This window comes from Streptomyces sp. P13-3-3 (genome assembly GCF_050571355.1).
GTDB lineage: Bacteria > Actinomycetota > Actinomycetes > Streptomycetales > Streptomycetaceae > Streptomyces > Streptomyces althioticus.
The window spans coordinates 5513414-5536035 of record NZ_CP192228.1 but is presented as its reverse complement, the minus strand read 5'-3'; the positions used below and the strand labels follow the sequence as shown (position 1 = coordinate 5536035).

Here is a 22622-nt window from a genome sequence, read left to right as displayed (position 1 = left end):
GGCGACGAACCGAACCGGTGTGAAGGGGACGCAGTGAGCGAGCCGTATTCCGTCCGCGTGACCGTGCGCGGATACGAGACCGACGTGCAGGGCCATCTGAACCAGGCCGTGTATCTGAACTACGCGGAGCATGCGCGCTGGTCGCTGCTCCAGGAGGCCGGGATCACCCAGTCGCGCCTTCAGGCGCACGGGGTGGGGCCGGTCGCGCTGGAGACCACGATCCGTTACAAGCGGGAACTGCTCGCCGGCGACGAGGTGGACGTGAGCTGCGTCTTCGAGTGGGGCGGCGGCAAGACCTTCACCATCCGGCAGACCATCACGAAGACGGACGGCACGGTGTCGGCGGAGATCAGCGCCGTCGGCGGGCTGCTGGACCTGGAGCAGCGCAAGCTGGTCCCCAGCCCGCAGGACGTGTTCCGCGAGCTGACGAAGGACACCGCCCTCTTCGGGCTGGACGGCGACGCCTAGGCGTCGACCGGCTCGGGGTCGTGGGCGGTGTCGTACGCCGCCCGCGACTCGGCGAACCGACCATGCGGGGGCCGCGCTGATCACCGGCGCGCTGATGCTCACCGTGTACGTCATCGTCGGCTCCGGCGACCGCGCGGCCGGCCGCACCCTGCTGCTGTCGGCGCTCGCCCTGGCGCTGCTGGCGGGCTTCGTGGTGCGCCAGGCGCGGGCCGCGCGTCCGCTGCTGCGGCTCGGGCTGTTCCGGTCGCGGCTGCTGAGCGGGGCGAACGCCGTGCAGATCCTGATGATCGCGACGATGTACGGCTTCCAGTTCATCGGCGCGCTGTACCTCCAGCGGGTCCTCGGCTACGACGAGCTGACCACCGGGCTGGCCTTCCTGCCGGCGCCCGTGGTGATCGGGGTGCTGATGGTCGGTCTGTCGGCGCGCGTGGTGAGCCGGTTCGGGGCGTACCGGGTGCTGCTGTCGGGGCTCGCGCTGATCACCGTGGGGATGGCGCTGCTCGGCCGGGCGCCCGAGAACGGGGTGTACCTGACGGACGTCCTGCCGCCGATGCTGCTGCTCGCCGTCGGGTTCGCGGCGGCGATGCCCGCGCTGACCGGGCTGGCCATGTCGGGGGCGCGGGAGGAGGACGCGGGGCTCGCGTCGGGTCTGTTCAACACCACGCAGGTGGTCGGCGGTTCGCTGGGGCTGGCCGCGCTGTCGGTGCTGGCGGCCGGCCGGACCGACGCCCTGCTGGGCGGGGGCGCCGAAGTGGTGGCGGCGACGGCGGAGGGATATCAGCTGGCGTTCCGGGTGGCGGCCGTGATCGCGGCGGGCGCGCTGGGGCTGGCGGCGGTCGTGCTGCGGACGCCCCGTCAGAACACGTGAGCCCTACGGCGGGCGGAAGTGGGAGGTGAAGGCCGGGTTCCGGACCACCGGGACCCGGTTCGTGTTTTCATCCGATGAAAGTTTCCTCCTTTCGGCTCCCAAGTTTCCTGGCCATCCGCTCCTACAGTGGACCAGACCACCAGAGAAGCAAGGAGACTCTTTACAGCTCGTCAATCTACGTGCGTAACTAATGACGCGCGCACGTCAAGGAATACGGAACTGCCCAGGTGGCAGCGGCCGACGTCACCTCCTTCTCATCCCCACATGTGTTCAGGAGGCAAGTCCATGCAGGTACTCCCCCACGTCTCCCGCCTCGGCAGACGCACGGCCACCGCGCTCGGCGTCCTCGGCGCCGCCCTCGCGCTCACGGCCACGTCCGCCACCGGCGCGGGCGCCGCACCGCAGCCCGACCCGCAGCCCCTCACCATCAAGCCCGGCCAGGCCTACATGGGCGTGGGCGCCCGCATCCACGAGGGCAACCCCGCCGCCGAGGAACCGTCGCGCGGGCTGCTGGCCCCCACCGACGGCGTGCAGGGCATCGACGTGTCGCACTGGCAGGGCAGCATCAACTGGACCTCCGTGCGCAACGCCGGCATCCAGTTCGCCTGGATCAAGGCGACCGAGGGCACCAACTACAAGGACTCCCGCTTCAACACCAACTACCCCGCCGCGCACTCCGCGGGAGTGATCCGCGGGGCGTACCACTTCGCGCTCCCCAACGCCTCCAACGGCTCCACCCAGGCGACCTACTTCGCGAGCAACGGCGGCGGCTGGTCGCGCGACAACCTGACGCTGCCGGGCGTGCTGGACATCGAGCACAACCCGTACGGGGCGATGTGCTACGGCCTGTCCACCACGCAGATGCGCACGTGGATCAACGACTTCTACACCACCTACAAGTCCCGCACCGGCCGGGACGCCGTCATCTACACGACGGCGAGCTGGTGGAACACCTGCACCGGCAGCTGGACGGGCATGTCGTCCAAGAGCCCGCTGTGGGTGGCGCACTGGACGTCCGCCTCGTCGCCCACCATCCCCGCGGGCTTCCCCACCTGGACGGTGTGGCAGTACACCGACTCCGGGTCGGTCTCCGGCGTCTCGGGCAACGTCGACCGCAACAAGTTCAACGGCTCCCGCGACCGGCTCCTGGCCCTCGCCAACAACACGTGACGGGCTGACACGCCGTCACGCACGCGGCCGCACGGAGGGGCCGGACGTCCTCGGACGCCGGCCCCTCTCCGTTTTCCCCCCACACCCCCTCTCCCGAGGAGTGATCGTGCATTCCAGCAACCTCTTCCGGCGCCGTCTCCTGCTCGCCGGCGCGGCCGGGCTCGCCGCCGGCGCCGTGTCCGGCGTCGCGCACGCGCGCGGCGGCGCCGCCGTGCAGCCCGACATCGACGGCACGAAGGTCTGGGGCGCCCGGTCCCCGCAGGGGACCGTCAGCGTCCTGCAGTACAGGCCCAGCCGGCTGGTGGTCCACCACACCGTGTCGCCGAACACCACCGACCACTCCCGCGCCCAGGCCCACTCCCACGCCCACTGGGTGCAGGACCTGCACATGGACGACAACGGATGGGTGGACACCGGCTACAACTTCCTGGTGAGCCGCGGCGGCTGGATCACCGAGGGCCGCACCGGCAGCCTCTCGGCGCTCACCGGCGGGCGGACGTTCGTGCTCGGCGCCCACACCTCCGGACAGAACACGCAGGCCGTCGGCATCGCCTGCGAGGGCCAGTACCACGCGGGCGCGCAGCCGCCGCAGGCGCAGTGGGACGTCCTGGTGGCGCTGTGCGCGTACGCCTGCGACCAGTACGGGATCGCGTCCACGCAGATCTTCGGGCACAAGGACTACGGCACGACCGAGTGCCCGGGCGTCTACCACGACATGCTGCCGCAGCTGCGCGCGGAGGTGGCGGCGGCCCGGGCCTGACCGGGCCGCCGAACCGTCAGGAGGCCGCCGACGCCTTGCCCGTGGGAGCGGTGAGGTCCTCGCCCGTCTCCATCGGGTGGGTGACGTCGGCGGCCTCGCGTCCGCCCCGGCCCAGGTGGTTGAAGACGAGGTTCAGCAGGACGGCGACCACGCAGCCGGTGGATATCCCGGAGTCCAGGACGATGCGGGCCGTCTCCGGGAACGCGTGGTAGAACTCGGGCGCGCTGATCGGGATGACGCCGACGGCGAGGGACACGGCGACGATCAGCACGTTGTTGTCCCGGTCCAGGCCCGCCTTGGCGAGGGTCTGGATGCCGCTGGCGGCGACCGAGCCGAAGAGCACGACCCCGGCGCCGCCGAGCACCGGACGCGGCACGACGGCGATGAGCGAGGCGGCGACCGGACACAGGCCCATGAGGACGAGGAAGCCGCCGCCGGTGGCGACGACGAACCGGCTGCGGATCCGCGTCATCGCGACGAGGCCGATGTTCTGGGCGAACGCGCTGCACATGAAGCCGTTGAACAGCGGGGCGAGCGCCGAGCCGAGCGTGTCGGCGCGCAGCCCGGCCGCGATGGTCCTCTCGTCCGCGGGGCGCTCGACGATCTCGCCGAGGGCCAGCATGTCGGCGGTCGACTCGGTCATCGACACGACCATCACCACGCACAGCGAGACGATCGCGGCGAGCTGGAACTGCGGGGCGCCGAAGTGGAACGGGGTGGGGAAGCCGACGAGGTCCGCCTCGGCGACCGGGGAGAAGTCGGTGACGCCGAACGGGACGGCGATCAGGGTGCCGGCGACCATGCCGAGCAGCACGGCGATCTGCTTGACGAAGCCGCGGGTGAAGCGGCGCAGCAGCAGCACGATGAGGAGGGTGATCGCGGCGAGGCCGAGGTTGACGGCCGAGCCGTAGTCGTCGGCGTCGGGGCTCGCTCCCTGCGCCCAGCCGAAGGCGACGGGCAGCAGGGATACGCCTATCAGGGTGATCACGGTGCCGGTGACCACGGGCGGGAAGAAGCGGACCGCCTTGCTGAAGAAGGGCGCGGCGAGGAAGCCGAGGAGCCCGGCGACGATGACCGCGCCGAAGATGACCGGCAGGGCGTCCTTCTTGTCGTCGGTGGAGGCGACGATCGCGGTCATGGGGGCGACGCCGGCGAAGGTGACGCCGTTGACGAACGGCAGCCGGGCGCCGATCTTCCAGACGCCGACGGTCTGCAGGAAGGTGGCGAGGCCCGCGGTGAACAGGCAGGCGCCGGTGAGAAAGGTCAGTTCGGCGGGGGTGAGACCGACGGCCGCGCCGACGATCAGGGGTGGGGCGACGACGCCCGCGTACATGGCGGCCACGTGCTGCAGGCCGGTCGTCGCCATCTTCGGCGCGGGAAGCTTCTCGTCTACGGGGTGGTCGGCCACTGCGGTGTTCCTCCGGTCGGTTGCACGCCGAGGCCGGCGTGGTTGTCAGGGAGGTGCGGGCGGGCGTGGGGTACCTCCCGCTCGAGTGCGGCCGAGCGTGGGGAGGGACGGAGACGTCCGGTGGAGCGGGGGTGGGTGCCGTTCCCGGGGCGCGCCTGGGCGCGCCCCGGAGACGGCCTCCGCGGATCCCGTGCGGGGTCCGCGGTCTCCGGGCCGGGAGCCGTCCCTCCCGGCCCGGAGACGTACGGGGGTCAGGCGTGCCCGGCGACGCGGGCGAGGCGCCGTGCCTCGGCGCGGGTGGTGCGGGCGATCGCGTCCTCGTCGGCGGTGAGCAGCCGGTCGTTCTCGACGATCTGACGGCCGTTCACGAAGGACGCGGTGACCGGGGCGGCGGCGCCGAACACCAGGGCGGTGACCGGGTCGGCGACGGAGGCGTGGGCGAGGGTGTCCATGCGCCAGAGCACCAGGTCGGCGAGCTTGCCCGGCTCCAGGGAGCCGATCTCGTCCGCCCGGCCCAGCACGCGCGCCCCGCCGTGGGTGCCGAGGCGGAGGGCCTGGCGTGCGGTGAGGGCCTTCTCGCGGTGGGCGCCGAGGCGGTTGATCAGCAGGGCGTTGCGCAGTTCGGTGTGGAGTTCGCCGGACTCGTTGGAGGCGGTGCCGTCCACGCCGAGGCCGACGGGGACGCCGGCCGCGAGCATGTCGGGGACGCGGGCGATGCCGGCGGCGAGGCGGGCGTTGGAGGACGGGCAGTGGGCGACGCCGGTGCCGGTGCGGGCGAACGCGGCGATGTCGGAGTCGTTCATGTGGACGCAGTGCGCCATCCACACGTCGTCGCCGAGCCAGCCGGTGGACGCGAAGTAGTCAGTCGGGCCCATGCCGAACAGCTCGTGGCAGAACTTCTCCTCCTCCACGGTCTCCGAGCCGTGGGTGTGCAGCCGCACGCCGAGGCGGCGGGCCAGTTCGGCGCCCTGGCGCATGAGTTCGGTGGAGACGGAGAACGGGGAGCAGGGGGCGACCGCGACCTGGGTCATCGCGCCGGGCGAGGTGTCGTGGTGGCGGCGTACCGTCTCCTCGGTGGCGGCGAGCGCGTCGTCGAGGGTCTCCACCGCGAAGTCCGGGGGCAGTCCGCCGTCGGACTCGCCGCGGTCCATGGAGCCGCGGGCCAGGGTGAAACGGACGCCCATGTCGCGGGCGGCGGTGATGATCGCCTCGGACAGGTCGCCGGAGCCGCGCGGGAAGACGTAGTGGTGGTCCATGGCGGTGGTGACGCCGCCGCGGGCCATCATCGCGAGCGATCCCTGGGCCGCCGCGTGGACCATCGCCTCGTCGATGCGCGCCCAGGTCGGGTAGAGGGCGACGAGCCAGTCGAAGAGGTTGTGGTCGGTGGCCAGGCCCCGGGTGAGCCACTGGTAGAAGTGGTGGTGGGTGTTGACCAGTCCGGGGGTCGCCAGGTGGCCGGTGGCGTCGATCCGGCGGGCGACGTTCTCCAGTCCTTCGGGGGCCGGTCCGGGGCCGAGCGACTCGATGCGGTCGTCGGCGAGGACGAGGTGTCCGGTGGCGTGCTCGGTGTCGTGCGCGTCGACGGTGGCGATCGCACAGTTCTCGATGACGGTGCGCCGGTCTGCTGCCATGGTGCGTCCTTTTCGCGTACGGGGAGAGGGCACGGCAGGACCCTGGGGTTTTGAGTGCCGTGGCCGGGCGGGTGCGGGGCGCGGGTACCCGGCCACGGGTGCCGATGTGGGGGTGCGGTCAGAGGTTGGTGAGGTCCACCGGTATCCGCGCCTCGCAGCCGTCCCTGAGGACGGTGGCCTCGATCAGGCCGTAGGGGCGGTCGGAGGCGAAGTACACCGCTCCGTCGGGGGTGTCGTTCTTCAGGCCGAACGGCTCCAGGTCGACCAGGAAGTGGTGGCTGTTGGGGAGGGAGAAGCGGATCTCGTCGACCTCGGCGCACTCCTCGACGACGCGGGAGCCCATCTGGTACAGCGTCTGCTGGAGCGAGAGGGAGTAGGTGTCGGCGAAGGCCCGCAGCATGTGCTGCCTGACCCGGGCGTACGAGGCGTCCCAGTCGGGCATCTCCTGCGCGTCGTCGGTCCAGTTGAAGCGCCAGCGGGCGGAGACCGAGGTGGCGAGGATGCGGTCGTAGGCCTCCTTGAGGGTGGTGTAGCGGTCCTTGACGTAGCCCCAGAACTCCGAGTCGGTGGAGTTCATGACGGTGAGGTCCTTCAGGCCGGAGACGACCTCCCAGCTCGTGCCGTCGTAGGTGACCTGGGTGAGGCGGGTCTCCTGGCCCTTGCGGACGAAGGAGTGCCTGGCCTCGCCGGAGGCCTCGATGCGCTCCCAGGCGTACTCCTCGATGCGGATGCGCGCCCGGTGGATGGGCTCCTGCGAGGTGACGAAGTGCCGGGCGAGGTGGACGCCGAACTGCTCGGCCGACTCGATGCCGTGCTCCTTGGCGAAGGCGAACACCGTGTTCTTGGTGGTGTCGGTCGGCAGGACGTTGGCGTTGGACCCGTTGTAGTGGACGTCGTCCATGTCGCCGGAGAGGGCGACGGAGACGTTGAGGTCCTTGATGTGGTGGGTGGCGCCGTCCCGCGTGATCTTGACGACTCGGTTCTCGGCCTTGCCGTACTGGTTCTGTCCCAGGATCGTGGGCATGGGTGCTAGCTCCCTCGGTAAACGGAGTAGCCGAACGGGTTGAGCAGCAGCGGTACGTGGTAGTGCTCGCCGGCCGTGACGGCGAAGGTGATCGCCACCTCGGGGAAGAACACGGCACCGCTGTCCCGATGCGCGGGGGCGTCCTGCTGAGCCTCGGCCTTCTTCTTCTCGAAGTACGGCTCCACCTCGAAGCCGAGCCGTACATGGGTGGTTCCCTCCGGCAGGGCCGGCAGGTCCTTGCACCGCCCGTCCGCGTCGGTCGCGGACCCGCCGAGCTCCTGCCAGGCGGCCCGCCGGCCGGGGCGGGCGGAGAGGCGTACGGCGACGCCCTCGGCGGGGCGGCCGACGCTGGTGTCCAGGATGTGCGTGGACACGGAGGCGGTGGTGTCGGTGCTCATGCGAGGTCAGTCCTCTTCGACGAGTCGGGTCAGCCGGATGCGGTTGATCTTCCCCAGTTCGGTGCGGACGATCTCGCGTTCCTTCTCCGGCGGGTTGCCGAGGCGCTCGCGCACGGCGTCCCGCATCTCCTCGGCGCTGCGGCCGGTGGCGCAGATCAGGAAGACGTGGCCGAACTTCTCCTGGTAGGCGAGGTTCAGCTCCAGCATCTCGGCGCGCAGCTCGTCCGTGGCCCCGGCCATGCCGCGCTGTTCGCGCGCCGAGGTGGGGTCTCCCGGCTTGGGGCGGCCGATCGGCGGGTGCCCGGCCATCGCCTCGGCCAGGTCGGCCTCGGTGAGCGCCGCCATGGCGGCGTCACTCTCGGCGTACAGCGCCTCGGGGTCGGCGTACGGCCGGGAGGCGAGCAGCCGCCGGACCCAGGCGGTGGAGGCGCAGGCCTCGAGGAGCGCGGTGTGCGCCGCCTGCTCCTCCAGGGCGTTGAACCGGGCCAGGCCCGGGGGCGTTGCTGTCGACGTCACGGGAGCCTCCGTGGCCGCGAACGGCCGTCTGTGGCCGCGAACGGCCGTGTGCTGCGAACGGGCGTGCCGACAGTGAACGCCGTCACGCAGCACGCGTCAACAGTTTGTTGAAAAATCCGTGTGACGTTTGGGTGAGGCGCCCGGACCGGGCTCCGTGAGGGTCACCGCGCCCCGGTTCAGGCGCCCTTCTCGCGGTTGAGGTAGTTGTAGACGGTGAAGCGGCTGACGCCGAGCGCGCTCGCCACCGTCTCCACCCCGTGCCGCACGGCGAACGCCCCGCGCGCCTCCAGACTGCGCACGATCTCCTGCTTCGCCTTGCGGTCCAGCTCCGCCAGCGGCACACCCCTGCGGCGCTCCAGCGCGGCCAGGATGTGGTCGAGGGAGTCCGCGAGCTGCGGCAGCCGTACGGCGACGGCGGCGGCGCCCTCCCAGGAGAGCACCACGTCGTCGGGGCCGGCCTCGTCCGGCGGGATCATCTCCCCGCCCATCGCGTCGACCAGCGGTTTCACGGCCGCGACGAAGGCGCCCTGACCGGTCCCGCTCACCGGTCGCCCTCCTCGACCACGTTGATCTGGAGGGAGACGCGGGTGGCGCCGGCGGTCAGGGTGCGGCGCAGCAGGGCGTCCACGGCGCCCAGCACCGCGTCGGCGCCACCCTCGGCGGTGTTGCCGAACGGCCCGACGTCCACCTCGTCCAGCTCCGCCGTCTCGATGACCTCGCGCGCCACGACGGCGTGCTCGGGCGCCTCGTCGAGGTCGAAGGGCTCGGTCGTGAACTCCACTCGCAATCGCACGGGGCCAACCTACCGACCTCTTGACAGCCCTTCACCGGTGCGGGCAGTCTTCCAGTAAGCAGAAAGCTTATTCCGCTATACGGAAAACACGAGTGCGAAGGGAGCGCGGCCCGATGGGATTCGCCGACCAGCGCTTCACCGTCAACCTGTCGATCCTCTTCACCGAGCTCCCGCTCCTGGAGCGCCCGGCGGCCGCCGCCGAGGCCGGTTTCGGCGCGGTCGAGCTGTGGTGGCCGTGGGTCGACTCGCCCGTGCCTCCGCGATCCGAGCTCGACGCGCTGCGCACGGCGATCGAGGACGCGGGCGTCCGGCTCACCGGCCTGAACTTCTACGCCGGGCAGCTGCCGGGACCCGACCGCGGCGCCCTGTCCGTGCCGGGCGAGGAGTCGGACCGGTTCCGGGCGAACGTCGAGGTCGCGGCCGGTTTCGCCGAGTCGCTCGGCTGCCGCGCGCTGAACGCGCTGTACGGCAACCGGGTGGACGGCGTGGACCCGGCCGAGCAGGACGCGCTCGCGCTGGAGAACCTCGTCCTCGCCGCGCGGGCCGCCGACCGGATCGGCGCCGTCCTGCTGATCGAGGCGCTGAACCGGCCCGAGTCGCCGCACTACCCGCTGGTGTCGGCGCAGGACGCCGTCGGCGTCGTCGACCGGGTCGACGCGGCCACCGGGCTGGACAACGCGCGCTTCCTGATGGACCTGTACCACCTGGCCATGAACGGCGAGGACCTGCCGGCGGTCATCGACCGGTACGCCGACCGGACCGGGCACGTGCAGATCGCCGACAGCCCCGGACGCGGCGCGCCCGGCACCGGGTCGCTCCCGCTGGAGGACCTGCTGGACCGGCTGCGGAAGGCCGGTTACGACGGCCGGGTCGGCCTCGAGTACAAGCCGGGCGACCGCCCGAGCGCGGAGGCCTTCGACTGGCTGCCGCGCGAGGCGCGCTGACGCACTTCCTCCCCAGACGTATCTGCACGTACCGAGTCGTACCGAGAGGCACCCTCATGAGCACCCTTCCCAAGGTCGCCTGGATCGGCCTCGGCATCATGGGCTCCCCCATGTCCGAGAACCTGGTCAAGGCGGGCTACGACGTCACCGGTTACACCCTCGAGCGGGACAAGCTGGACCGGCTGTCCGCCGCGGGCGGCACCGCGGCCTCCTCCGTCGCCGAGGCGGTGCGGGACGCCGACGTGATCGTCACGATGGTCCCCGCCTCCCCGCAGGTCGAGGCCGTCGCGTACGGCCCCGACGGCATCCTGGAGAACGCCCGGCGCGGCGCCCTGCTGATCGACATGTCCTCGATCACCCCGCAGACCTCCGTCGACCTGGCCGCCGCCGCGAAGGACAAGGGCGTCCGGGTGCTCGACGCGCCCGTGTCCGGCGGCGAGGCCGGGGCGATCGAGGCGGTGCTGTCCATCATGGTGGGCGGCGACCAGGCCGACTTCGACGAGGCGAAGCCGCTGTTCGAGGCGCTGGGCAGGACGATCGTGCGGTGCGGTCCGCACGGCTCCGGGCAGACGGTGAAGGCCGCCAACCAGCTGATCGTCGCCGTGAACATCCAGGCCTGCGCGGAGGCCGTGGTCTTCCTGGAGAAGTCCGGCGTCGACCTCGCGGCCGCGCTGGACGTCCTGGGCGGCGGGCTGGCCGGCTCGACCGTGCTGGCCCGCAAGAAGGACAACTTCCTGAGCCGGGACTTCCGGCCGGGCTTCCGGATCGACCTGCACCACAAGGACATGGGCATCGTCACCGACGCCGCCCGCACCGTGGGCGCCGCGCTGCCCGTCGGCGCCGTGGTCGCCCAGCTGGTGGCGAGCCTGCGTGCCCAGGGCGACGGCGGGCTCGACCACTCCGCGCTGCTGCGGGCCGTCGAGCGGCTGTCCGGCGCGCAGGTCTGACCCCGCTGTTCCCCTGAGACCCCGGGCGGCGCCGGCGCCGACATCAGTCCCGTCGCGCCCAAGGCGGCGGCGCCGCCCGGAACCCACGGCCCGCACCGCGACGCCGCACGGCCCGGATGAGGGGTGGCCGTACGACGTCCGCGGGACGCGGGCGGGGCGAGGGCGCCGCGGCGGCGTGCGAGCCAGTGCGGTGGTGAACGCCGCGGTCCGTCTCCTACGACCTGAGGGGAGACGCCCCGCGGCCGTCGCCGCCGCCGCGGTCCCTAGGGCCTTTCGTTCGGATCAGGCCGGTTGTGAGACGCGGTGCGTCTTCGGCCGACCCGAGCGGGGTCTGGTGCGTGCAGCTGCAAGGCGGAGGAGGGCGTCAACGCGGAGCGTTGGCAACCGACGACAACGCCGCTGGGGGCACCCCCACGCCCGTTCAGGGCAGTGGGGGAGTGCGTGCCAGACCCCGCGACGCCGGGGTGATCCGAACGAAAGGCCCTAGCCCTCCCGGCCCCCGGCGTGCGGATCCGCCCGGACCGCAGCAGCCTGGGGGCATGGCACATCCGACGGAGCATCCGCACATCGTGGTCCACGCGCCGGCCCTGGACGGCTCCCGGCGGGTCACCTCCGACGACGAGACGCTGGGCGTCGCCACGCACAGCGACGACGTGGGCGAGATCCTGCGCCTGGCCGACCTGTACGTCACCGACGTCGAGGACACGGACTTCATCGAGTGGCAGGGCGGCGGCCCGGACGACTGGCCGGGACTGCACGAACACCACCAGTCGTGAGCGCGTCCTCTACGGCACCGTCCGTAGGGCGCCTACGGCACCCTCAAATGAACCTCTGAACACGGCCTCCCGAGGCTTCGGCGGGCTCCGCGCGCGGGAATCATCCCCGCACACGGGGCCCGCCGGCACGGGGGCGGCGGGCCCCTGTCCGAGGGGGTGTCCTGCCATGGCCGAGACCGAGCGCGCCCGGGAGACGCCGCACGAACTCGCTCTGCTGGCCGGAGGCCCGCGCGCCGCCGTCGTGGTGGCCGTCGTCGCCCTGCACCTGCGCGGCGCGGTCGAGCCCGGCGCACGGAACACGGTGGTGGCGGTCGACAACGAGGCGGGGCGCGCGCTGCCGCCCCTCCCGACGCAGGACGATGACCTCGACGTCCCGGCGGAGCTGAGGGTGCCGTACCTGGAGAGCGCGGTGTACCGAAGGCTGCACGGGCCGTGCCACGTACGGGAGTTGCTGCGCGACCCGGACGTCCGGTGGGCGGTGGCCACGCTGAGGACCGGGCTGGCGGAGACAGGCATGGTGAGTCCGCCGGCGCTGGGCACGACGCGGGCGGCGCGCCGTCGCCTGGAGGTGCTGCGTACCGCGTGTCCCGTCCCGGCGAGCCGGGACGGCCTCTCCGACGAGGAGAAACTCCTGGCCGTCGCCCTGCACGGCCAGGCGGCCCTCCGCGTCGTCGTCCCCCGCTTCGCCCTCCGGACGGGCCTCACCCCCCGCGTCCGCCTCCGCCACAAACGCTCCCTGCGCCACTTTATCCCGACCTCCGGCGGCTCCGCCGGCGGCTACACGGGCCCCCACTACTGCGGCGGCGAGTTCTGCGGGGGCGGAAGCGGGGGCGGTTGCGGAGGCGGCGGGGGTTGCGGCGGCGGGGGCGACTGAGCCCGGGACCGCACCCGCTGTCCGGGGCGGGTGCACCGGGTGACCAGCACCGGATGAAGCGAGTCGAGGGGCTGACGCTCCTGCGAGTTCGCGTGGACGTGTTCCGCCCGCCCGTCCCGGTGGGACGACGGCACGGCTCGCGGGCCCATCGCCCTCGAGGACTTCTGCGCGGCCGCCGACGTGACCCCGGCGCCCGGCGCGGTGGTGAGCCGGCACCGGCGCGAGGGCGGGGGCGGGGTGCCCATGCCCCCGCCCCCGCCCTCGCTGTGGTCAGACCTTCAGGGGCCTGACCGCCGTCGGTGCGTGGCCCGGTTCCGTCGCGACGGGTTCGAACTCGGTCACGTCGCTGATGTCGTTCGTCGTCGACATCGCGATGTTCGTGACGCGTTCGAGGATCGCCTCCACGACGACCGGGACGCGGTGTTCCGTCGCGAGTTTCTTCGCCTGTTCGAAGGCCGCGCCCAGTTCACCGGGGTCGGTGACGCGGATCGCCTTGCAGCCCAGGCCCTCCGCGACCTTGACGTGGTCGACGCCGTAGGCCCCCAGTTCGGGCGCGTTGATGTTCTCGAACTCCAGGTTGACCTGGAAGTCGATGTCGAAGGCGCGCTGGGCCTGGCGGATCAGGCCCAGGTAGGCGTTGTTGACGAGGACGTGGACGTACGGGATGCGGTGCTGCGCGCCGACGGCCAGTTCCTCGATCATGAACTGGAAGTCGTAGTCGCCGGACAGGGCGACGACCTGCGCCTCCGGGTCCGCCTTGGCCACGCCCAGCGCCGCCGGGACGGTCCAGCCGAGCGGGCCGGCCTGGCCGCAGTTGATCCAGTGGCGCGGCCGGTGGACGTGCAGCATCTGCGCGCCCGCGATCTGGGAGAGGCCGATGGTGGTGACGTACCGCGTCTCGGGCCCGAACGCCTTGTTCATCTCCTCGTAGACCCGCTGCGGCTTCATCGGCACGTCGTCGAAGTGCGTACGGCGCTGCAGCGTGGCGCGCCGTTCCTGCGCGGAGGCCGCCCAGGCCGTGCGGTCGGGGAGGCGGCCCTCCGCCCGCATCTCCTCGGCGACCTCGACGAACAGTTCCAGCGCGGCCCGTGCGTCGGAGGCGATGCCGTAGTCGGGGGCGAAGATGCGGCCGATCTGGGTGGGTTCGACGTCGACGTGCACGAAGGTGCGGCCGGCGGTGTAGACGTCGAGGCGCCCGGTGTGGCGGTTGGCCCAGCGGTTGCCGATGCCGAGGACGAAGTCGGACTCCAGGAACGTCGCGTTGCCGTAGCGGTGCGAGGTCTGCAACCCGACCATGCCGGCGTTGAGTTCGTGGTCGTCGGGGATGACGCCCCAGCCCATCAGCGTCGGCACGACAGGCGTGCCGGTCAGTTCCGCGAACCGCGTCAGCAGGGCGGCCGCGTCGGCGTTGACGACCCCGCCGCCCGCGACGATCAGCGGCCGCTCGGCGGCGTTCAGCATGCCGAGCGCCTTCTCGATCTGCGCGCGGGTGGCGGCGGGCTTGTAGACGGGGAGCGGCTCGTACGTGTCGGGGTCGAACTCGATCTCCGTCAGCTGCACGTCGATCGGCAGGTCGATCAGCACGGGTCCGGGGCGCCCGGAGCGCATCAGGTGGAACGCCTGCTGGAAGACGCCGGGCACCTGCGCCGCCTCCAGCACGGTCACCGCCATCTTGGTGACCGGCCGGGCGATGGACGCGATGTCGACGGCCTGGAAGTCCTCCTTGTGGATCACCGCGGTCGGCGCCTGGCCGGTGATGCAGAGGATCGGGATCGAGTCGCCGGACGCCGAGTACAGGCCGGTGATCATGTCGGTGCCGGCCGGACCGGACGTGCCGACGCACACGCCGATGTTTCCGGGGTGGGTGCGGGTGTAGCCCTCGGCCATGTGGGAGGCGCCCTCGACATGGCGGGCGAGGGTGTGGCCGATGCCGCCGGACGCCTTGAGCGCCGCGTAGAACGGGTTGATCGCCGCGCCGGGGACACCGAACGCGACGTCGACGCCCTCACGCTTGAGGATCTCGACCGCCGCGCGGGCAGCCGTCATTCGAGCCATGGAGTACTCCTGCTTCGGCTTCTCGGATTCGCACGCCCGTCGCGCCCCGCGGTGAGCCGCTTCCGTTTTCCGTACAGCGGAATATTTTTTCTGCTATCTGGAATGAATGTAGAAGCGGTGGACGGAGGCCGTCAAGAGCGGGCTCAAGTACGGGACATCGGCGGCGGAGAGGAGGACGATGGACCCGCCTCGAGATCTGTACGGGAGTGGCCCCATGTCCGAGAGCCTCCCGGTGCGCTGCCCCGACTGCCGGCGCTCGCACCGCTACACGGCCCCGGCGTACCCCTGCGCCTGCGGTGCGCCCGTCGCCGCGCCGCTGGACCCGGACAGGGTGCCGGCCGCCGTCGGGGAGCGCTCCTGGCGCGAGGAGTGGGTGACGGTGCGCTGCGGCAGCTGCGGCGCGCACGGCGAGTGGCCGCACCCCGAACTGGGCTGCCCCTGCGGGACGGTGCTGCGCATCCCGGTCACGGTCGAGCGGGCCGAGGCGCCGGCCGCCGGAGGGCCGGCGCGGCCCTCCGCGCCCACCGTGCCGATCCGCACGGCGCGCGACGCGGTCACGGCCACCGTGCTGTATCTGCGCCGTCTCGGCCACGACGACATCCGGCGCGCGGACCAGCGGCCGACGTCCGGCATCGGACTGGCCGGCCGGGGCGTGCTGGCGCAGCTCGACCCGTCGGCGCGGCGCGCGACCCCGCGGGACGTGGAGTGCCTGTGGCTGACCGCCATGACGGAGTCCGCGGCCTGCCTGTACTTCTCCCTCTCCGGCTACAGCGCCGAGGCCCGCGCCCGCGCCGACGCCCTGGACGTGCCGCTGTTCGTCCTCGAACCCTCGGGCGCCGCCCGCCCCGAGAACGCCCCGGCGAGGGCGCTGGACGCGGACGCGGCCTGAAACTCCCGCGACGCGTGCGGCGGATGAGCCCGATACTCGTCGGATGCGCATCCGTGCCGCCGCCCTCGGCGAACTGCCCGCCCTGCAACACGTCGAGCGGGCGGCCGGCGCGCCGTTCCGCGACCTGGGCATGCCCGAGATCGCCGACGACGACCCGCCCGCCCTGGACGTGCTGGAGCGCTACCGGAGGTCCGGGCGCTGCTGGGTCGCGGCGGACGAGGAGGACCGTCCCGTGGCGTACTTGACCGCCGAGCCGGTCGACGGCGTCCTCCACGTCGAACAGGTCTCCGTCCACCCGAGAGCCGCCCGCCGGGGCGTGGGCCGCGCCTTGCTCGCGCACGCCGCGCACCGGGCCCGCGAGGAGGGCCTGCCCGCCCTCACCCTCACCACGTTCGCCGAGGTCCCGTGGAACGCCCCGTACTACGCACGTCTGGGCTTTCGCACCCTGAGCGAGCACGAACTCACCCCGGGGCTGCGGCGGATCCGCGCCGAGGAGGCGGCCCACGGCCTCCACCGCTGGCGGCGGGTGTGCATGCGCCTGGAACTGCCGCGCGGCGAGGAGACGTGGCGGTCCGTCCCGATGACCGTGAGGCCGGCACGCGCGCACGACCTTCCCGGATTCCTCGGTCTGGCGGCGCAGGTGGAGCAGTGGTTCGGGCCCATGGTCGAGGACCCCGGTTTCCACGACGCGGTACGCGAGCACATCGCCGCGTCCATGGCGTTGGTCGCCCCGTCCTCCGGACCGGACCTGCTCGGCGGGCTGCTCTTCGGGGCCGAGGCGCCGACGTACCACGTGCACTGGCTCGTCGTCTCCCGCCGGGCCCGCGGCACGGGCGTCGGCCGCGCGCTGATGGAGGAGGCGGTACGCCGCTGGGTGCGCGGCCCCGGCGAGATCGAGGTGGTCACCTTCGGGCCGGATCACCCCGGGGCCGTCGTCAGCGGCGCCCGCGTCTTCTACGAACGCCTCGGCTTCACCCCCGCCGAGCCCGCCGCCCCGGGCCCGGAGGGCGGCTCCCGGCAGATCTTCCGCAGGACGGTGGACCGCTGAGCGCCGCGTGCCGGCACCGGGCCGGGTCGTCCCGGACGTCCCTCGCCCTCAGGCTGCGAGGGTGCCGCCGTCGACGACCGACACCGTGCCGGTCACATAGTCCTGGTCCATGAGGGCGAGGAACGCCTTGGCCACGTCGTCCGGCTCCGCCACACGGCCCAGGGGCAGGGACGCGGCGAGACCGGCGTACATGTCCTCCCGGTCCGCCTCGCTCATCCCCGACCACAGCGGCGAGCGCACGACCCCGGGCGCCACGGCGTTCACCCGCACCGGCGCCAGTTCCACGGCGAGACTGCGGGCGGCGGACACCACCGCGCCGGAGACCGCGGCCCCCAGGGTCCATCCGGGGCCGCCCTTGAAGGCCGCCGTGCCGCTGGTCAGGGTGACGGACCCGCCCGGTGCGAGATGCGGCACGGCCAGTCGGACGGCCTCGAGCGCGTGGAACAGGCGCAGGGCGAAGAACTCGCTCGCCCGGTCGACCGTGTAGTCGGTGAGAGGAAGGCCGGTGAGGTTCTCACCGGCGGTGTAGGCGAGGTGGTCGAACGTGCCGATCTCGTCGAAGAGGGCCGCGACCGCATCTCCGGAACTCGCGTCCACGGCCCGTCCGACGACGCCGGCCGGAAGCTGCGCGAGGGCGCGCTCGACCGACGTGGCCCGGCTCGATGCGATGGTCACCGTCGCTCCTGCGTCGGCGGCGCGCCGGGCGACGGCGAGGCCGATGCCGCTGGTTCCACCGAGGACGACGATGCGGGAGGAAGAGTTGATGGTCATGCGTTCAGGGTCCGTCCGGCGCTGCCGCCCCGTCCAAGACCCTTTCCGTCGTCAGTGATGCCCGCAGGGTATGAGCGAGCGTGATCGCATGGTTCAGCGCGGCCGAGTCGCGCCCGGCGGCCCAGGCCACGCCGACGGCGCTCGGCGCCAGCCCCGCCACCGGGCGCGCGACGACGTCGGTCCGGGTGTAGAACCGGGCCGTCGACACCGGGAGGAACGCCACCCCGGACGAGGCGGCCACCCGCTCCAGCTTGATCTCCACCTCGTGCGGATGATCACCCCCGGTCGGCACGGGCAGACCGCGCGCGAGACGGGCCTCACGCCACTCGGGAGCCGCGTCCGGGGACTGGAGGAGGTCGTACTCGGCCAGGGCGTACACGCTCAGGTCCTCGGCAGCGGCGAGGGGGTGCGAGGCGGACAGGACGACGATCCGCTGCTCCTGGAACAGTGGCTCGACCTGAAGACCCCGGTGCGGAACGGGAAGACGCACCAGACCGAGGTCGACACGGCCGTCCAGGATCGTCTCCACCTGGTCGTGCCAGCCCGTGCGGACCAGGTCGATCCGAATGTCGGCGAGCCACTGCCGCAGGCCCTGCACGATGGGCGTGACCAGCAGGCCCGGCATGAAACCGATGGCCAGCCGCTCGGTCCCCTGGGCGGCCTGACGGGCACGCCGCTCCAGTGCCTCGGCAGAGCGCAGCAGTTGCCGTCCGTCCTCCGCGATGGCCCGGCCCGCCCGGGTCAGGTCGGTACCCCGCGTCGAGCGGTCGAACAGGGTGACACCGAGTTCCCGTTCCAGCAGCGCGATCTGCCGGCTGAGCACGGGCTGGGCGATGTGCAGTTCCTGCGCCGCCCGGCTGAAGCTGAGCGTGTCGGCGACGGCCACGAAGTAGCGCAGACGCCGCAGATTGAGCTCCGACATGCACAAATCCTACGGCGCGAGGAGCGACACCGGCGCGAGGAGCCGCGAGCACGGTGCGAGCCGGGCTCAACCGGTCGCGTACCTCTCCCGGAGTTCGATCTTGCGCACCTTCCCCGAGACCGTCATCGGGAAGGTCTCCAGGAGTTCCAGGCGGCTGGGCACCTTGTAGTGGGCCAGCTGCCCGTCGCAGAAGGCGTGCAGTTCGTCCAGGGTGAGCGGGTCGGCCGGGTCGCGGGGGATGACGCAGGCCAGGACCTCCTCGCCGTAGCGTTCGTGCGGGACGCCGACGACCTGGACGTCCGCGACCTTCGGGTGGGCGTAGAGGAACTCCTCGATCTCGCGCGGGTAGATGTTCTCGCCGCCCCGGATGATCATGTCCTTGATGCGGCCGACGATCTCCACGTAGCCGTCGTCCCGCATCATCGCCAGGTCGCCGGTGTGCATCCAGCGGCCCCGGTCGATCGCCTCGGCGGTCTTCTCCGGCTCGTCCCAGTAGCCGAGCATCACGCTGTAGCCCCGGGTGCACAGTTCGCCGGACGTGCCGCGCGGGACGGTGACGCCGGTGGCCGGGTCGACGACCTTGACCTCGATGTGCGGCAGGACGCGGCCGACGGTGCCGGTGCGGTGCTCCAGGTCGTCCTCCATGCGGGTCTGGAGGGACACCGGGGAGGTCTCCGTCATGCCGTAGCAGATGGAGACCTGCTCCATGTGCATCTCGGCGACCACCCGCTTCATCACCTCCACCGGGCAGGGCGAGCCCGCCATGATCCCGGTGCGCAGCGAAGTGAGGTCGTAGGACGCGAAGTCGGGGAGGTTCAGCTCGGCGATGAACATCGTCGGCACGCCGTACAGCGAGGTGCAGCGCTCCTGCTCGACCGCGCGCAGGGTGGCCGCCGGGTCGAAGGACGGGGCGGGGATGACCATGCAGGCGCCGTGCGAGGTGGCCGCGAGGTTGCCCATGACCATGCCGAAGCAGTGGTAGAAGGGCACGGGGATGCACACCCGGTCCTGCTCGCTGTAGGCGATCAACTCCCCGACGAAGTAGCCGTTGTTGAGAATGTTGTGGTGGGAGAGGGTGGCGCCCTTGGGGAAGCCGGTGGTGCCCGAGGTGTACTGGATGTTGACGGGGTCGTCGCAGGACAGCTCCGGCCACACCGGGTCCGGGGTGGCACGGGCGGTCAGGGCGTCCCAGCTCGGGTCGCCGATGTACACGACCTCCCGCAGCTCGGGGCACCGTCCGCGGACTTCCTGCGCCATGGCCCGGTAGTCGCTCGCCTTGTGACTGAGGGACGCGATCAGCAGCCGGATGCCGGACTGCCTGAGGACGTACTCCACCTCGTGGGTGCGGTAGGCCGGGTTGATGTTGACCATGACCGCGCCGATGCGGGCGGTGGCGTACTGCGTGAACACCCACTCGGGGCAGTTGACCGCCCAGATGCCCACCCGGTCACCCTTGGTCACGCCGGAGTTGAGCAGTGCGGACGCCAACTCGTCGACGTGCTCGGCGAATTCGGCGTAGGTCCAGCGCCGGCCCGACTCCACGTCGACCAGGGCCTCGCGGTCGGGCCATGCGGCGACCGCGCGGTCCAGGTTGGCGCCGATGGTGTCACCGAGCAGGGGCGTGGCGCCCGTGCCGTGGCTGTAGGAGAGGTCGGTCACCGGAAGTCCTCCTCGCGGTACTCGGCGTTCGAGCCGGCCGCCGTCGCCTCGCGCAGTTCGATGCGGCGGATCTTGCCGGAGACGGTCTTGGGCAGCTCGCCGAACTCCAGGCGGCGGATGCGCTTGTAGGGGGCGAGCACCTCGCGGGAGTGCTCGAAGAGGACCTTCGCCGTGTCGGGGCCCGGCTCCCAGCCCTCCGCGAGCACGACGTACGCCTTCGGCACGGCCAGCCGCAGCTCGTCCGGCGCGGGCACCACGGCCGCCTCGGCGACCGCCTCGTGCTCCAGCAGCGCGCTCTCCAGCTCGAACGGGCTGATCTTGTAGTCGGACGCCTTGAACACGTCGTCCGCGCGCCCGACGTAGGTGATGTAGCCGTCCTCGTCGCGGGAGCCGATGTCGCCGGTGCGGTAGTAGCCGCCGGCCATCGCCTCCGCCGTGCGCTCCGGGTCGCCGTGGTAGCCCGTCATCAGGCCGACGGGCCGCGCGGACAGGTCGAGCGCGATCTCGCCCTCGGAGGCGCCGGGCGCGCCGGAGACCGGGTCGAGGAGTTCGACGCGGTAGCCGGGGCTGGGGCGGCCCATGGAACCTGTCTTGAGGACCTGGCCCGGGCTGTTGGAGACCTGCACGGCGGTCTCGGTCTGCCCGAAGCCGTCCCGGATGGTGACGCCCCAGACGCGCCGCACCTGCTCGATGACCTCCGGGTTGAGGGGCTCGCCCGCGGCGACGACCTCGCGGGGCGGGGTGCGCAGCCGGCCCAGGTCGGACTGGATCAGCATGCGCCACACGGTCGGCGGGGCGCAGAAGGTGGTGACGCCCGCCTTGTCCATCTCGGCCAGGAGGCGGGGCGCGTCGAAGCGGGTGTAGTTGTGCAGGAAGACGGTCGCCTCGGCGTTCCACGGCGCGAAGAGGTTGGACCAGGCGTGCTTGGCCCAGCCGGGCGAGGAGATGTTGAGGTGCACGTCGCCGGGGCGCAGGCCGATCCAGTACATGGTCGCCAGATGCCCGATCGGGTACGAGGTGTGGGTGTGCTCCACCAGCTTGGGGCGGGCGGTGGTGCCCGAGGTGAAGTACAGCATCAGCGGGTCGTCGGCGAGGGTCGGCCCGTCGGGGGTGAACCGGTCGGACGCGCCGTACGCGTCGGCGTACGGCAGCCAGTTCCCGCCGGGCTCCTCCCCCACCGCGATGCGGGTGTAGTCGCCGGGCACCCCGTCGAACTTGGCGGCGTCGCCGGAGCGGACGATCACATGGGCGACCCGGCCCCGCTCGACGCGGTCGCGCAGGTCGGCGGGGCCGAGCAGCGGGGTGGCGGGGATGACCACGGCGCGCAGCTTCATCGCGGCCAGGGCGGTCTCCCACAGCTCGGCCTGGTTGCCGAGCATCACCAGCACCCGGTCCTCGGCGGCCACACCCCGCTCGCGCAGCCAGTTCGCGACCCGGTCGGAGCGGCGCGACAGCTCGGCGAAGGACAGGCGTGTCTCCGCGCCGTCCTCCTCGACCAGGTGCAGGGCCGTGCGGTCGTTGCCGTCGGCGATCGCGTCGAACCAGTCGAGCGCCCAGTTGAAGCGCTCGGGCCGGGGCCAGTGGAAGTCCCGGTAGGCGGTGGCGTAGTCCTCACGGTGTTCCAGCAGGAAGTCCCGGGCCCTGCGGAACTGCTCCGTCGCCGTCGTCATGCGTCCTCCTCGGTGCCGGACCTTGCCGGGCGGCTCACCGCCATCGTGTAATCCGTGATGCAGGTCTCACTACCCCCGAACGGGGGTGTGCGCCCGCACACGGGCCGCGGTGAAGGGGCGAACAGGTGACGGCAGACCCGACGAGGACGGGCGAGGCGGTGGAGATCCGGGGCGCGCTGGCCCGGCTACGGCGCGCGACGGGACTGCCGGTGGCGTTCGGCGGGCTGGTGGAGCCGGGGCGCCGGCAGGTGCGGATCAGCGAACTGAGCGGCACCGCCACCCCGGCGCTCAGCTCGCTCGCGGTGACCCCGGGCAACGGCCTCGGCGGCAAGGCGGTTGCGCTCGCCCGGCCGTGCGCGGTGACGGACTACTCCGTCTCCCGGCAGATCAGCCACGAGTACGACGTCCCGGTCGCCGCCGAGGGCCTGCGCTCCGTGGTCGCCGTGCCGGTCGTCGTACGGCGGCGGGTGCGGGCGGTGTTGTACGGGGCGCTGCGCACCGCCCGGCCGCTCGGCGACCGCACGCTCGGGGAGGCGGTGCAGGTGGCGCGGGACGTGGAGCAGGCACTGCTGGTGCGGGAGGAGGCGGCGGAGCTGCTGGCGGTGGCCGACCCGGCGCCGGAGGCGGGCGCGGACCCGTGGCGGGAGCCCGGTGGGGGCGCCGAGCGGGAGCGGGTGCGGGAGGCGCACGCGGCGCTGCGGGCGCTGGCCCCGCGCATCGCCGACCCTGCGTTGCGGGCGCAGCTGCTGGACGCGTGCGCCCTGCTCACCGCGCGGGAGACGCCGTCCGGGGCGGTGCGGCTCGCGCCCCGGGAGGTGGACGTGCTGGCCTGGGTCGCGGCGGGGGCGACGAACGGGGCGGCGGCCGCGCGGCTGGGGCTGACGGCCGAAACCGTCAAGGCGTATCTGCGGTCCGCGATGCGGAAGCTGGGGGCCCGGACCCGGGGCGAGGCGGTGGTCGCCGCCCGCAGGGCCGGGTGGTTGCCGTAGATTTGCGGTGTTCTCCCACGGACGGCAATAGCGCGAGTACAC

General features: G+C 72.4%; 22 protein-coding genes and 2 pseudogenes. 12 read left to right on the top strand and 12 right to left on the bottom strand.

Going from position 1 to position 22622, the window contains the following annotated elements:
• The first annotated feature begins 33 nt into the window (after positions 1-33).
• The 4 genes and pseudogenes from ACQZOG_RS24885 to ACQZOG_RS24870 all read left to right on the top strand — a co-directional run bounded on the left by ACQZOG_RS24885 (position 34) and on the right by ACQZOG_RS24870 (position 3266).
• On the top strand, positions 34-468 hold the full coding sequence (locus ACQZOG_RS24885) for an acyl-CoA thioesterase (protein WP_033273873.1): 435 nt from the start codon (positions 34-36) through the stop codon (positions 466-468).
• A gap of 49 nt (positions 469-517) precedes the next feature.
• Positions 518-1336: pseudogene (locus tag ACQZOG_RS24880) on the top strand (MFS transporter); the annotation flags it as partial.
• 285 nt (positions 1337-1621) lie between these two features.
• Entirely contained in the window at positions 1622-2506 is an 885-nt protein-coding gene (locus ACQZOG_RS24875; RefSeq protein WP_430741811.1) for a lysozyme, read from the top strand.
• A gap of 106 nt (positions 2507-2612) precedes the next feature.
• On the top strand, positions 2613-3266 hold the full coding sequence (locus ACQZOG_RS24870) for a peptidoglycan recognition protein family protein (RefSeq protein ID WP_193455705.1): 654 nt from the start codon (positions 2613-2615) through the stop codon (positions 3264-3266).
• A 16-nt stretch (positions 3267-3282) separates the two neighbouring features.
• On the opposite strand, the gene ACQZOG_RS24865 is transcribed toward ACQZOG_RS24870, so the two are convergent.
• The 7 genes from ACQZOG_RS24865 to ACQZOG_RS24835 all read right to left on the bottom strand — a co-directional run bounded on the left by ACQZOG_RS24865 (position 3283) and on the right by ACQZOG_RS24835 (position 9036).
• A complete protein-coding gene (locus ACQZOG_RS24865; RefSeq protein ID WP_193455704.1) occupies positions 3283-4674 on the bottom strand; it encodes a nucleobase:cation symporter-2 family protein in 1392 nt (463 codons plus the stop codon).
• A gap of 251 nt (positions 4675-4925) precedes the next feature.
• Complete coding sequence (locus tag ACQZOG_RS24860; protein ID WP_033273879.1) at positions 4926-6305, bottom strand: 8-oxoguanine deaminase; 1380 nt, start codon at positions 6303-6305, stop codon at positions 4926-4928.
• A gap of 118 nt (positions 6306-6423) precedes the next feature.
• A complete protein-coding gene (pucL, locus tag ACQZOG_RS24855; protein ID WP_033273880.1) occupies positions 6424-7329 on the bottom strand; it encodes a factor-independent urate hydroxylase in 906 nt (301 codons plus the stop codon).
• Between the two features lie 5 nt (positions 7330-7334).
• Positions 7335-7727: a hydroxyisourate hydrolase gene (uraH, locus tag ACQZOG_RS24850; protein WP_033273881.1), complete on the bottom strand. Its 393-nt coding sequence runs from the start codon at positions 7725-7727 to the stop codon at positions 7335-7337.
• A 6-nt stretch (positions 7728-7733) separates the two neighbouring features.
• Entirely contained in the window at positions 7734-8243 is a 510-nt protein-coding gene (uraD, locus tag ACQZOG_RS24845; protein WP_033273882.1) for a 2-oxo-4-hydroxy-4-carboxy-5-ureidoimidazoline decarboxylase, read from the bottom strand.
• 176 nt (positions 8244-8419) lie between these two features.
• Positions 8420-8731: a helix-turn-helix domain-containing protein gene (locus tag ACQZOG_RS24840; RefSeq protein ID WP_048455613.1), complete on the bottom strand. Its 312-nt coding sequence runs from the start codon at positions 8729-8731 to the stop codon at positions 8420-8422.
• Between the two features lie 53 nt (positions 8732-8784).
• Entirely contained in the window at positions 8785-9036 is a 252-nt protein-coding gene (locus tag ACQZOG_RS24835; RefSeq protein ID WP_033273884.1) for a hypothetical protein, read from the bottom strand.
• A gap of 113 nt (positions 9037-9149) precedes the next feature.
• Here ACQZOG_RS24835 and ACQZOG_RS24830 point away from each other — a divergent pair, with 113 nt between their 5' ends.
• The 4 genes from ACQZOG_RS24830 (at position 9150) to ACQZOG_RS24815 (ending at position 12577) form a co-directional block, all read left to right on the top strand.
• Positions 9150-9980, top strand: a complete 831-nt coding sequence (locus ACQZOG_RS24830) for a TIM barrel protein (protein ID WP_359518090.1) — start codon at positions 9150-9152, stop codon at positions 9978-9980.
• Positions 9981-10036: 56 nt separating this feature from the next.
• Complete coding sequence (locus tag ACQZOG_RS24825; protein WP_351036917.1) at positions 10037-10927, top strand: 2-hydroxy-3-oxopropionate reductase; 891 nt, start codon at positions 10037-10039, stop codon at positions 10925-10927.
• 539 nt (positions 10928-11466) lie between these two features.
• Complete coding sequence (locus ACQZOG_RS24820) at positions 11467-11703, top strand: hypothetical protein (RefSeq protein ID WP_037642424.1); 237 nt, start codon at positions 11467-11469, stop codon at positions 11701-11703.
• Positions 11704-11869: 166 nt separating this feature from the next.
• Positions 11870-12577, top strand: coding sequence for a TIGR04222 domain-containing membrane protein (locus ACQZOG_RS24815; protein ID WP_430741810.1), 708 nt, complete (start codon positions 11870-11872; stop codon positions 12575-12577).
• Positions 12578-12847: 270 nt separating this feature from the next.
• On the opposite strand, the gene gcl is transcribed toward ACQZOG_RS24815, so the two are convergent.
• Complete coding sequence (gcl, locus tag ACQZOG_RS24810; RefSeq protein WP_037642422.1) at positions 12848-14632, bottom strand: glyoxylate carboligase; 1785 nt, start codon at positions 14630-14632, stop codon at positions 12848-12850.
• A gap of 214 nt (positions 14633-14846) precedes the next feature.
• Between gcl and ACQZOG_RS24805 the strand changes: the two genes are divergently transcribed.
• The 3 genes and pseudogenes from ACQZOG_RS24805 to ACQZOG_RS24795 all read left to right on the top strand — a co-directional run bounded on the left by ACQZOG_RS24805 (position 14847) and on the right by ACQZOG_RS24795 (position 16569).
• The gene (locus ACQZOG_RS24805; RefSeq protein WP_193455699.1) at positions 14847-15521 is read left to right on the top strand and encodes a hypothetical protein; all 675 of its coding nucleotides are present in this window, start codon (positions 14847-14849) and stop codon (positions 15519-15521) included.
• 43 nt (positions 15522-15564) lie between these two features.
• Positions 15565-15981 (top strand): annotated as a pseudogene (locus ACQZOG_RS24800) (GNAT family N-acetyltransferase); the annotation flags it as partial.
• A 120-nt stretch (positions 15982-16101) separates the two neighbouring features.
• Positions 16102-16569 carry a GNAT family N-acetyltransferase gene (locus tag ACQZOG_RS24795; RefSeq protein WP_430741893.1) on the top strand — a complete coding sequence of 156 codons (468 nt, stop codon included), beginning with the start codon at positions 16102-16104 and terminating at the stop codon, positions 16567-16569.
• Positions 16570-16617: 48 nt separating this feature from the next.
• On the opposite strand, the gene ACQZOG_RS24790 is transcribed toward ACQZOG_RS24795, so the two are convergent.
• From ACQZOG_RS24790 to ACQZOG_RS24775, 4 genes are all read right to left on the bottom strand, one after another.
• Positions 16618-17340: an SDR family oxidoreductase gene (locus ACQZOG_RS24790; protein ID WP_033273890.1), complete on the bottom strand. Its 723-nt coding sequence runs from the start codon at positions 17338-17340 to the stop codon at positions 16618-16620.
• A 4-nt stretch (positions 17341-17344) separates the two neighbouring features.
• On the bottom strand, positions 17345-18262 hold the full coding sequence (locus ACQZOG_RS24785; protein ID WP_359569240.1) for a LysR family transcriptional regulator: 918 nt from the start codon (positions 18260-18262) through the stop codon (positions 17345-17347).
• A gap of 66 nt (positions 18263-18328) precedes the next feature.
• Positions 18329-19921 (bottom strand): AMP-binding protein, encoded by a 1593-nt coding sequence (locus ACQZOG_RS24780; protein ID WP_430741809.1) that lies wholly within the window; start codon positions 19919-19921, stop codon positions 18329-18331.
• A complete protein-coding gene (locus tag ACQZOG_RS24775; RefSeq protein ID WP_033273893.1) occupies positions 19918-21591 on the bottom strand; it encodes an AMP-binding protein in 1674 nt (557 codons plus the stop codon). The genes ACQZOG_RS24780 and ACQZOG_RS24775 overlap by 4 nt, the downstream gene beginning before the upstream one ends.
• Positions 21592-21716: 125 nt before the next feature.
• Between ACQZOG_RS24775 and ACQZOG_RS24770 the strand changes: the two genes are divergently transcribed.
• Entirely contained in the window at positions 21717-22580 is an 864-nt protein-coding gene (locus ACQZOG_RS24770) for a helix-turn-helix transcriptional regulator (protein WP_033273894.1), read from the top strand.
• The last annotated feature ends 42 nt before the right edge of the window (positions 22581-22622 follow it).